Annotated in this window: 9 protein-coding genes; 3 read left to right on the forward strand and 6 right to left on the reverse strand. The window is 50.4% G+C overall.

The annotated features are described in order from the left end of the window. Positions 1-146: 146 nt before the first annotated feature. Complete coding sequence (locus tag B156_RS0115050; RefSeq protein ID WP_018620575.1) at positions 147-1,529, reverse strand: RagB/SusD family nutrient uptake outer membrane protein; 1,383 nt, start codon at positions 1,527-1,529, stop codon at positions 147-149. Positions 1,530-1,535: 6 nt separating this feature from the next. Further along, entirely contained in the window at positions 1,536-4,736 is a 3,201-nt protein-coding gene (locus B156_RS0115055) for a SusC/RagA family TonB-linked outer membrane protein (RefSeq protein ID WP_018620576.1), read from the reverse strand. Positions 4,737-4,998: 262 nt separating this feature from the next. On the opposite strand from B156_RS0115055, the gene B156_RS0115060 reads away from it, so the two are divergent. After that, the gene (locus B156_RS0115060) at positions 4,999-5,241 is read left to right on the forward strand and encodes an RNA polymerase sigma factor (RefSeq protein ID WP_018620577.1); all 243 of its coding nucleotides are present in this window, start codon (positions 4,999-5,001) and stop codon (positions 5,239-5,241) included. 182 nt (positions 5,242-5,423) lie between these two features. Further along, a complete protein-coding gene (locus tag B156_RS0115065) occupies positions 5,424-6,665 on the forward strand; it encodes a NupC/NupG family nucleoside CNT transporter (RefSeq protein ID WP_018620578.1) in 1,242 nt (413 codons plus the stop codon). Between the two features lie 650 nt (positions 6,666-7,315). Here B156_RS0115065 and B156_RS0115070 read toward each other — a convergent pair. The 4 genes from B156_RS0115070 to B156_RS0115085 form a co-directional block, all read right to left on the reverse strand. Then, the gene (locus B156_RS0115070) at positions 7,316-7,756 is read right to left on the reverse strand and encodes a VOC family protein (RefSeq protein WP_018620579.1); all 441 of its coding nucleotides are present in this window, start codon (positions 7,754-7,756) and stop codon (positions 7,316-7,318) included. A gap of 307 nt (positions 7,757-8,063) precedes the next feature. After that, positions 8,064-8,480, reverse strand: coding sequence for a type II toxin-antitoxin system VapC family toxin (locus tag B156_RS0115075; protein WP_018620580.1), 417 nt, complete (start codon positions 8,478-8,480; stop codon positions 8,064-8,066). Further along, on the reverse strand, positions 8,462-8,683 hold the full coding sequence (locus tag B156_RS0115080) for a hypothetical protein (protein WP_157627051.1): 222 nt from the start codon (positions 8,681-8,683) through the stop codon (positions 8,462-8,464). Before B156_RS0115080 ends, B156_RS0115075 begins: the two co-directional genes overlap by 19 nt. 279 nt (positions 8,684-8,962) lie before the next feature. Further along, positions 8,963-9,466: a hypothetical protein gene (locus B156_RS0115085; RefSeq protein WP_018620582.1), complete on the reverse strand. Its 504-nt coding sequence runs from the start codon at positions 9,464-9,466 to the stop codon at positions 8,963-8,965. A 113-nt stretch (positions 9,467-9,579) separates the two neighbouring features. Here B156_RS0115085 and B156_RS30855 point away from each other — a divergent pair. Further along, positions 9,580-9,744 (forward strand): transposase (locus tag B156_RS30855; RefSeq protein WP_018620583.1); only part of this gene is annotated, 165 nt, incomplete at its 3' end.

The raw sequence follows: 9,744 nt of genomic DNA on the forward strand, positions 1-9,744 counted from the left end.
AAATCAGGTGGAGTAAAGCGAGTAAGCTGGTTATAACTAGCTCTTTTTCCCCGGTTCTACTACATAAAGAGCGTGTCTGGAACAGCATAAACGACAACTGGGAACCCGATGGGCCCCCAGTTGTCATTCTAGAATAGAAAACCGGCTCAATAGCCTTCGTTCTGCGGAAAGGTAGTCTTGTTATTGTACACGTCGATTTCCGATTGTGGAATGGGGTAATACACCCGGTAAGCAGGCATGGTAATACCCGTTACCTTGATAGCCTCCACCGCCATGCCGGTACGAATCAGGTCGAACCAGCGGTCGCTTTCCAGCGCCAGTTCCAGTCGGCGCTCATTGATAACGGCGGCCTGAAACGCTTCCTTCGTAGGGAGTTGAGCCGCCGTATAACTGGTAACACCCGCCCGGGTACGGACCCGGTTCAACGCGGCAAATGCTTCGCCAGTTGCCTGATAGCTAACACCGTTCAACGCTTCGGCATACAGGAGCAGCACATCCGCGAAGCGAAGCACCGGAAAATCATTACCCACGTCGCTGGTTGCCGAAAGCTCGTCATAATACTTCCTTGGTACGGAGTTGATACTGGTGGGCACCGGAATCATAACCGTTAGTGGAAGGCGTTTGTCGCCCGCCGAATAGGCCGCCCGCAGAGATGGCTCAACGGGGTCGCCGATGCTCGTACCGAACCAGGAGCCGTGTCCTTCGCCCAGCAAGCCACCTTTTTTGTACTTCACCGCAAACAGCAGCTCGGCGTTGTTTTTATTCGTTACCAGAAATACATCGCCAATGTTGGGCAGCAACTGGTAGGTTGTTCCATTCACAACATCTTTCAGGGTAGATACGGCCAGGTCGTATTTTTTCTCCGTCACGTACACTTTACCCAGCAACCCTTTTGCCGCTCCGGACGTGGCCCGGCCAACGTCGGTGCCGGTGTAGCTAACGGGCAAACCGGCGGCCGCGGCCGTCAGGTCTTTTTCGATAGCCGCGTAGATATCCGCGATTTCATTCCGGGTATAGGAACGGGCTTCTGTGGTAGTACCAGCGGTTAACACGAGGGGTACTTTGCCCCACAGGCGTACCAGATTGAAGTACGACAGGGCCCGGATAAACTGCGCTTCGCCTTTGTAACGGGCTTTCAGGGTGGCGTCCATCGGTACAGCGTCTATCTTGTCCAGAATCAGGTTGCACCGGTTAATACCCGTATAGAGGCTCCCCCACGTATCCCGCAGAACGGAATTGGTGGTGGGCTCGATGAAACGGTCAATGTTATAACGCAAGCCCGAACCAGAGGAGGGGTCGTTGTCCAGCACATTATCACTTCTGGTTTCGATTATCGTGTTGTAATCGCCCCCGTACTGGTTGGGACTTTGCAGGGCATCGTACGCACCGTTTACCGCGTTGCCAAAGTCGTTGGCCGTTTTATAAAAGTTATCAACGTTGGGTTGCGACTGAGGTTTCAGGTCCAGAAAATCCTTCTGGCAGGCGGTCAGGCCAATAATGGCCGCAAAAAATATCGTTAGTTGCTTCATGGCTGTTTAAAAAGATAAGTTTAGACCAACCGAGGTGGTACGGGGCAAAGGATAGGTACCATAATCCTCACCCGATGACAGAGCACTGTCGGGACGGCTGTTCACTTCGGGGTTGAAACCGAGGTATTTGGTAAACGTAAAGGGGTTTTGGGCGGTCACGTAGAGCCGGGCGCGGCTCACGTTTATTTTCTGCAACAGTGCCGTTGGCAAAGCATAGCCCAGCGTGATGTTCCGAACCCGGACGTAGGAGCCATCTTCGATATGCCAGGTCGAAATCTCCCCGTTTGATCCGGATGCCAGCCGATTGGCGCGGTTCACTAACCCGTTGCCCGGATTAGCAGGCGACTGCCAGCGGTCCAGTGCTCCAGCGAACAGGTTGCCGTTGCCCTCCAGGTTGTACACATACCGACGCAGCAGGTTCAGGATTTTGTGTCCCTGCACGCCCTGAAGCGCAAAGCCCAGATCGAAACCCCGGTAGGCGAAGTTATTGGTAAACCCAAAGGTGTATTTTGGAAAATAACTGCCCGTAACGGCCCGGTCGCTGCTGAAGTCGATTTTACCATCGCCGTTATTATCCCGGAATTTAAAGTCGCCGGGGCGGGTGGTGGTGGTATGCGGGTAAGCATCTATTTCAGCCTGATTTTTAAATACACCGTCGTTGATCATGGTGTAATACTCGCCAATCGGATGGCCAATCTGCGTGATAAACTGCGCTCCGGCCACACCGCCGGCTACAATAATCGGATCGCCGGAGGGACCGAGGGCAATCACCTTATTGCGGTTGGCGGCAATATTGGCGCTGGCTTCCCAGCGGAACCGGCCAAACGTCTGGCGTGTACCCAGCGTCAGTTCAATACCCTGGTTGTTCACTTTGCCAATGTTTTGCAACTCGGTACTAAAGCCCGACGAGCGGGGCACCGGCACGTTCAGCAGCAGGTCCGACGTATTTGAATTGTAGTAATCGACGGTCAGATTCAGTTTGTTACGTAGGAAACCCGCATCGAATCCAATATCGAACATAGCCGTTTTCTCCCACCGCAGTTTGTCATTGGCCGAGTTGCCCGGCGCCAGACCGCTCACGATGGTTTCGTTGCCCAGAATGTAGTTCTGGTAGTTAAGCAGACTGATAGACCCGTAGTTTGGAATCTGGAAGTTCCCCGTCAGGCCGTAGCTGGCCCGTAGTTTTAAATCGCTCAGCCACGAAACCGATTTCAGGAAGGATTCCTGCGACAGGTTCCAGCCCGCCGATACGGAGGGGAAATAACCGAAGCGGTTGTTTCGGCCAAAGCGAGATGAACCGTCGGCCCGCACCGCTGCCGACAGCAGGTACTTTCCGTTATAATCGTACTGCACCCGACCAATGTAGGACAACAGCGACCATTCCTGCATGTCGGAACTGCCCGATGACACCTGACCGGCATTAAGCGTATAGACCAGATCGTTTGGAAAATTGGTCGCCGTTAACTCGTTGGACACCCGGCGGTCCTTCTGCGACGAGAAACCCGCCAGCCCCGAAACCGTATGCAGACCGAATGAATGGTTGTAATTCACCGTATTTTCAACGAGCCAGTTTACGAAATTCTGCGCCCGGGAGAAGCCCGTGGGGGTGGATGGGCCTTTACGATCCCGAATTTCGAGCGTAGAGGGCCGGTAGTAATCCCGTTGGAAGGAATTTACGTCGGTACCCAGGCTAAGCCGATACGACAAATCCTTCGTGATGGCGTACTGCGCGTACACATTGCCCAGCACCCGCAACTGACTCAGTTTATCGCTCACCTGGTTGGCAATAGCCACCGGATTCAAAATTGAGGTAGCCCCGTAGCCCCAGCCATTATTACCGAAGTTGTACGTTCCATCGGCATTATACACCGAGAAAATGGGCGCACTTTGCAGCGCCAGCCCCACAACGCCCTCGCCCAGGTACGGCCCTTCGGCCTTCACCAGATCGTGGTAGGCGTACGTCGGATTGAGGTTGATGCCAGCCGTCAGTTTACCGATTTTAACTTCCACGTTGGCCCGCGTGCTATACCGTTTGAAACCAGAGCTGATCACCACGCCCCGCTGATTCATGTAGTTGCCCGACACGTAGAATTTTACATTGTCTTTACCCCCCGAAATAGACAGGGTATGGTTCTGAATGGCGGCTGAGCGGAAAATGGCATCCTGCCAATCGGTATTGGGTAATCCGGGTTGCCCGGAAAGATACGGTACTATTTCGGGTTGGATGAGCGTACTCGGGGCACCGATACCCGCATTCCGGATGGTATTGGAATCGGTTGGTTTGCCCGTTGGGTTGCGGTCGAGGTAGGCGTTATTCTTGGCTTCGTAGCTTAGCTGTGAATACTGATAGGCATCGAGCAAATCGATCTTTTTCGACACCTGCTGAACACCCACATAGGAGTCGTAATTGACAACCGTCTTGCCTTCTTTACCCCGCTTTGTTGTTAACAACACCACGCCATTGGAACCCCGCGAGCCATAAATAGCGGCTGCCGACGCGTCTTTCAGTACCTCGATGCTTTCGATATCGTCTGTATTGATGGTACTCAGTACGTTAATGGGGTTATCCGGAAACTGGGTGTTGGTACTGCCTGTAGCAAACTTGGTATCGCGCGAGAGGGGAATTCCATCAATCACATAGAGCGGATCATTCCCGGCGCTGATGGAACCCGTTCCCCGTACCCGAACAGACAGGGCTGCCCCCGGCGCACCCGATGTTTGTGACACCTGTACCCCGGCAATCTTGGCCGCCAGGGCCTGATCGAAACTGGCTACGGGTTGCCCGGCCAGATCTTTCGCTTTCACCGAGCCAATGGCGGTGGTAATATCCCGCCGATTCTGTACACCATACCCAACCACGACTACCTCGCTCAGGGCATTGTCAGTAGCTGTCAGTTGCGCATTCACGACGCTTCGGTTACCCACCGTAATTTCGAGCGGCTGATACCCAATAAAGGAAAAGATAAGCGTTTTCCCCGCTGCGGGCAGATTGATTTGGTATTTTCCCTGGGAATCGGTGGTCGCTCCTACGTTCGTTCCTTTAACCTGAATAGTGGTTCCTGCCAGCACATCGCCGTTGGCAGCATCGGTCACCGTACCCGTAATCATTGACTGGGCGTAGCTGAACTGAACCGCCAGTAACAGCAGACTAATCAACGCCCATTGTCGATACCCATTTGGGGTAAAGCCTGGTAATGAATTTTTCATGTATTATTGATTTACAGTAAATTAACTCCATTTTTCAGGAATGAAGCAGTTTTAGAATGTATCCAAACATACAATAGTAACGGTAAACCGGGTAATATTTAACTATGTATTTAATAATTTTCGTATCCCTGTTTAGGGAGCGGACCGATATCGCTCGTGAGTCAATACTCCAGCTACTATTCCAGGCAGTTTTGACCTACTCAATAAAATTATCTTTTAGGACAATTCGAATATTTAGTAAAAACAAGTAAAGCTTACTCGGTTGTATTCGCCTGACCTGCTTACCTACGGCCGGAAGGTCACCTATGATGTGGCCCTTATTGAAGATTCTATCCACGATTTATTCATTGCACTCTGGCAAAGCATGACTAACCTGACCGATACCGATTCGATAAAGTTTTACTTCGTCCGCTCGCTGCGTAATAAAATCAACCAACCCGCAGCCGCAACCCATTTTTCCAGGTTTCAGATAGTAATGAACTACCTGTCTGGTAGCCCAAATTGACCTGCTCCGGTGGCTGGCTCTTGTTAAGTTACCATCGATTGAAACGGAGAAAAAATGGACGTAGAGGCAGTGAAGAATCCCTCTGTACGGCCCTGATTCTCCTTTCGCCCCCTTACTCCCTTGTCCTTTCTGCCTTTTTTCTTCCTATCTTCGTCCGTTCACTACTTTTTCGTCTTTATTGAATGGATCGTTTTACGGGCCTGATTGGCATTGTTTTAATTCTGGGTATCGCCTACGCCCTGTCTGATAATCGCAAAGCGATCAATTACCGCACCGTTGTCGTGGGTCTGGGACTACAGTTCGGACTGGCGGTGTTCGTGCTCAAAACGGATGTTGGTCAAAACCTGTTTCAGGCACTGGGCTACTATGTAGACAGACTGCTACAGAAAGCTAATGTAGGAGCCGAGTTCGTGTTTTCCTCGCTGGTTCGGACCGATGTGCTACAGCGGGCGTTTGGGCCCGGCAACGAGTTCATCTTCTTCTTCAAGGTTATTCCAACCATTATTTTTGTTGCCGTGCTGGTTAATATCTTCTACCACCTGGGCATTATGCAGCGGGTAGTAGCGGTGATGGCCAGGGCCATGAAATGGCTGATGGGCGTGAGTGGTGCCGAAGCACTCTCCAACGTAGCCAGTACGTTTGTGGGTCAGGTAGAAGCCCAGATTATGATTAAGCCATACCTGAACGGAATGACCAACTCGGAGTTACTGGCCAGTATGACCGGCTCGTTTGCCTGCATTGCCGGTGGCGTCCTGGCCGTTTATATCTCATTGGGTGTACCGGCTCCGTATCTGTTGGCGGCCAGTATCATGGCTGCGCCCGGAGCCCTGGTTATCAGCAAGATTGTTATGCCGGAAACGCAGGTTTCTGAAACGAAAGGAACGGTAAAAGTAGAGATCAAAAAAGCCCACGCCAACCTGCTCGACGCCATTGCTGCCGGTGCCAGCGAAGGCCTTAAAGTAGGCTTCAACGTAATTGCCATGCTTATTGGCTTCATCGCTCTGATTGCCCTGCTCGACAGCCTGCTGTTTCGTTTTGGCTTTTATATTCTGCAAATTGACTACCTGAGTCTGAATTTCATGCTGGGTAAAGTATTCTCGGTCTTCGCCTGGGCAATGGGCGTACCGGGTAAAGATATACAGGCAGCCGGGTCTTTGATGGGGACCAAAATGGTGGTGAATGAGTTTGTGGCGTACCTGGACTTGGTAAAAATCAAACCGACCCTGGATCAAAAAACCATTGCCATTGTAAGTTTCGCACTCTGCGGCTTTGCTAATTTCAGTTCCATTGCCATTCAGGTAGGCGGCATTGGCGAGCTGGCCCCCCAGCGCCGGAGAGATCTGGCCAAGTTAGGCTTTAAAGCCCTCATCTGCGGTACACTGGCCAGCTACATGTCGGCCACACTGGCGGGGTTACTTTTGTGAAAGAGTAAATGCCGGAAGTCACGCATTCGTTACATTGTACCTGTTGATGATGCGTTTTATAAAGATTCTTACATTAAGGAACGAAACCAGGATTGGCCAACCCATAACACCCCCACGCAAATGCAACCTACGGTAGTCATTCTACCAGGTTGGTAACGGAGCCGGGATGAGCCCGCAAACAGTTCCCGGTACACATTGCAACTGTTCAACACGTAGTGACCACTTACCTTCCGTACGTTGGATAACCGGAGCCGAATCAACAAAGCTCAACAAAAAGGAATCGATGGCACAAAAAGTCGTGGTTCCTCCAGGTCGCAGGAGGCCTGGCAATCTAAGTTTTTACTACTCTAACCGGGGCGTTTCTTGTGTCATCGGGAAGCTGGCAAACGAGCCAAAACCGTTCTGTCACGGGACTGCGGCCTATCGCACAGTCGCTGGCAACCATGCTTTTAATAGGCTTGTTCGTTCCACCCAACTTCCTTGAGTGCTGATGTATGATGACGCTACGTGCCTGAACTCAAATTACTACCAACAATTACACACTGAGCAAGTTGGGCTGTAAAATATCCTTAGGGACGGGCTTACTGTCAACGGAAAGTACCCTGTGCGGAACGAAAAACTATGAGTTAATATAGTTTCCTGCCCCTGAGTTAATCCCTACTTGCGGTAATATTAACCATCCAGTTTACTCCATACAAGTCAGTGACCATCCCAAACGTATCCCCCCAAAACTGCTTGATCAACGGGGCCGTTACATGCCCCTTTTCTGCCAGCTTATTAAAGTATTCAGTGAATACAGACTGGTCAGAACCTTCAAGCGATAACCCGAACTGGCCTGTATTTTCAGCTTCAGTATTATGAGGGTTGTCACTGGCCAATAGTGTAATAACGCCACTCAGTTTAGCAAACATAATCTTTAATTTCATCTCCTCACTGTTCGCTTTGGGGTCTTTATGAGCCTCTGGTGGGCCATCTCCGAAGGGTGTGAGGACTAAGTCTCCACCAAAAACGCTTTTATAAAACTCCATTGCTTGCCGGCAATTACCACCAAAGAAAAGATGGGGATTGAGTTTGACTGTTGGCTGTGTCATTTCATTTATGATTGAGTTTCGAAATAGTATTTGGGAGCCCTAATGACGGGGTAGTTCGCACTATCAGATGAGCCCGAAATGCAAACCCACAACTTGCCTTATCAGGGCGTTCGCCCTGTTACAAGCAACCCACCGTGCAAGCAAAAAAACTAACCTCTGCGGCCCACTGCCTGTCGACCGCAATCACATTTTGGCGGTTCAGTCAACACCACCATGTGGTGATGGCGAGAAACGGGCCTTTACACACATGGCCGGTTGGGCTGTCGGCCTGACCTCGCGGCCTGCACCCTGTCGCCGGTGAGCTGATTTACGCAGATTCAGGGCCGTATTGGTGCTTGTACTTGGGCCGGTAAAAAGTGATGCCCTTCACAAAAGCGAAATCCTTTTTGTTGAAGGTGAACAACTCAACCGGATACGTTAGGGCTGTTGCCGCAATAATCATATCAGCTATGCCCGGTCGTTTCGCGTAATGCTCCCAGGTTAGATTAAGTAGTTGGCGCGAGATTTCAGCATCCAAACCAATCACGTTGAATTTTTTGATGGTTTCGACTGTCTTGCGTTTTTCGCTACGCTTCATGCCCACATACATTTCCGCTTCCGAAATCACACTGAGATAGAGACGGTTAAAACCCAGCTCATCTAATTCCTGAACCATCACCGGCACTCCTCGGAAATAGTCAAATAATACGTTAGAATCGCACAGGACTATTTTCTTTTTGGCCATGCTTTCGCCCGGATTGAGGCCATTGTGCGTTCATCATTAGTCCAAATACCACCGAAAGCGGCTGGAGTTTCTCCGGATTTAGCGTTGCTCTTGCGTAGGAGTGGAATGTTAACTTCAGGTTCTGGCTCAGTTTGAATGCCGTTTTCAATCAACAGCCTTATAGCTTTGGCGTAGTCCTTATCGCTAACAGTTAGTGTTTTCATCGTCTTAGAGCGCATAACACAATATTACAACAACTTGGACACTAATTTAGCTCTCTACTGACTTTTACCCAAGCCCCCCTGTCGGGGCGTTCGACCTGTCGCCCGCAACCCGCCCCGAAAGCTAATTTGTGGACTTGCACCAACGCCCCCGTGTGTTGATGACGACCGTAGGGATACATTTACACACACGCCCGGTTGGGCTGCTCCTCCAAGAAGGGACGAGAGTCCTGTCGCCGACAAGCGGAACAACGCGGAGCGTTTTACTTACAAATCACGAATTTATGGCTTCTTGGAATTGGTTGCTTCAGTATTATGTAATGGGGGTTTTGCAGGGCGGGGTTTTATTTTGGTTTTGGCAATGTCGCCCTTTAAAGTCTGAACCTCTCTGGAGAGCGATTGTAAAGTGGACTTCATTACTTCTACTTCTGTTTTTTCTGATTGCTTTTGCCAATCAGACCATACTGCATAGCCGAACGGAATGATGAAAGCAAATAATGCCAGCCAATAACTCCGCCTGTTGGCTTTCGTTGCTTCTTTCTCGGCAATACTTGCTCTTTGTTCCGCCAACTCGGCCCTTTCATTTGCCTTTGTCAGTTCACCTGTCACACGAGCAAGCTCATCTTTTATTGGTTCAATAGCTTCAAGGATAGACGCAGATATTGGTTTTATGTTTTTTAAATCTGGGGTGTTTATCTTGAGTGGCTCAGTAGAAAAAGACGGCAAGAAAGAGCCAAGATTAGGAAGTCCTGCAAGTTGCTCATGTAGTGGTTTCTTCTTTGCCATATGCTTGTTTACCAAATTGCTTCCTGTGTCGCCGGATGCTGCTTTAGAACGTGTTTGGGAATTGAAGAGGATTGAGAATCGTGTCAACTTTGTATCGACCAAAATGCAAAGTAATGACCAAACAGTGGGAGCCACTGACCGACCCTCAATGGGCCGCAATTTCGCCTTTTTTTAATCTCAAACGCAAACGAAAAGTTGACCTTCGAGAGGTTGTGGACGTCATCTTATGGTTGCTGCGTACGGGCACACAGTGGCGTAACCTGCCCGCTACATGGCCC

It is taken from the genome of Spirosoma luteum DSM 19990 (genome assembly GCF_000374065.1).
GTDB classification, from domain to species: domain Bacteria; phylum Bacteroidota; class Bacteroidia; order Cytophagales; family Spirosomataceae; genus Spirosoma; species Spirosoma luteum.

Coding starts and splice junctions, on each gene's coding strand:
- B156_RS0115050 (WP_018620575.1), bottom strand. CDS start 1,529: ATGAAGCAACTAACGATATTTTTTGCGGCCATTATTGGCCTGACCGCC.
- B156_RS0115055 (WP_018620576.1), bottom strand. CDS start 4,736: ATGAAAAATTCATTACCAGGCTTTACCCCAAATGGGTATCGACAATGG.
- B156_RS0115065 (WP_018620578.1), top strand. CDS start 5,424: ATGGATCGTTTTACGGGCCTGATTGGCATTGTTTTAATTCTGGGTATC.
- B156_RS0115070 (WP_018620579.1), bottom strand. CDS start 7,756: ATGACACAGCCAACAGTCAAACTCAATCCCCATCTTTTCTTTGGTGGT.
- B156_RS0115075 (WP_018620580.1), bottom strand. CDS start 8,480: ATGGCCAAAAAGAAAATAGTCCTGTGCGATTCTAACGTATTATTTGAC.
- B156_RS0115080 (WP_157627051.1), bottom strand. CDS start 8,683: ATGAAAACACTAACTGTTAGCGATAAGGACTACGCCAAAGCTATAAGG.
- B156_RS0115085 (WP_018620582.1), bottom strand. CDS start 9,466: ATGGCAAAGAAGAAACCACTACATGAGCAACTTGCAGGACTTCCTAAT.